The following is a 1,186-nucleotide window of genomic DNA, read 5'->3' on the forward strand; positions in this document are numbered from 1 at the left end:
AGCGGGTGCGCAGGGCCTCGTGCCGCCCGGCGACGTCGTTCAGCGCTTCCTGGAGTGCCTGCCGGTCGAGCGGGCCGCGCAGGCGCAGGGCCAGCGGGATGCTGTACGCCGAGGCACCGTCCTCCCACTCGCCGAGGAACCAGAGGCGCTGCTGGGCGTAGGAGAGGGGCAGCGGGTCGGGCCGTACGGCCGTGGCGGCCAGCGCCGGGCGCGGCGCCCCGCCGTCCCGCAGGGCGGCGGCGATGCCGGCCACCGTCGGGTTGGCGAAGAGCGTGCGGATGCCGATCTCGGCACCCAGGACGGCCCGGATCCGGCTGGTCAGCCGGGTGGCCATCAGCGAGTAGCCCCCCAGGGCGAAGAAGTTGTCGTGGACGCCGACTTCGGGCAGTTCCAGTGCCTCGGCGAACAGCGCGCACAGCACCTCCTCGACCGGGTTGCGCGGCCCGTTCCGGCGCGGGGGCTCGGCGGCGGTCGCCGGCGCCGGCTCGGCCGGGGCCACGGGCGCCCGCAGGTCGAGTCGGCCCTCCGCGTGCCAGCGGCCGAGGCGGCCGGTGCGGTACATGACGGCGCCGGGGCCGCCGTACGGGTCGGCCACGTAGCGGTCGACCCTCCCGGTGGTGGGGGCGGCGGGCACGGCCGTGGCGAGGTACACGTCGCCGAGCACGCCCGCCGGGACGGGCCGCAGCGCCTCGTCCAGGACGTACGCGGTCCGGCTGTCGCGGGCGTCCGCCTCCGCCAGTTCCTGCCGGACTCCCGCCGGGACGGCGGTGCTCCACTCGGTGAGGATGCGGTCGTACTCCTCGGGGCCGAGCAGTTCGGCCTGCCCGACGGGCGCGTCCGGCTCGGCGGTGACGGCCTCCAGCAGCCGCAGGAAGCTGCGGCTCATCGCCTCGACGGTGGTGCGGTCGAAGAGGTCGGTGGCGTACTCGAACTCGGCGCTGATGCCGGCCGGGCGGCCCTGGTCGTCGTGGGCCTCGGTGAGTCCCAGGGTGAGGTCGAACTTGGCGATCCGGTGGTCCAGCGGGTGCGGTTCGGCGGTGGCGCCGGCGAACTCGTAGACCCCGTCCCCGGTGTTCTGGAGCAGGATCATGGTCTGGAAGAGGGGGTGGCGGGCGGTGGAGCGGGTGGGGTTGAGGGCTTCGACGATGCGTTCGAAGGGGAGTTCCTGGTGGGCGTAGGCGTCGAG

1 protein-coding gene is annotated in these 1,186 nt (G+C 75.1%); it reads right to left on the reverse strand.

Annotated features, from left to right (window positions below; translation table 11 throughout):
- A partial coding sequence (locus tag IF30_RS42840; protein WP_037903056.1) for a condensation domain-containing protein occupies window positions 1-1,186 on the reverse strand: 1,186 nt, incomplete at both ends.

The sequence above is a fragment of the Streptomyces sp. NRRL S-350 genome (assembly GCF_000719705.1).
Lineage (GTDB): Bacteria > Actinomycetota > Actinomycetes > Streptomycetales > Streptomycetaceae > Kitasatospora.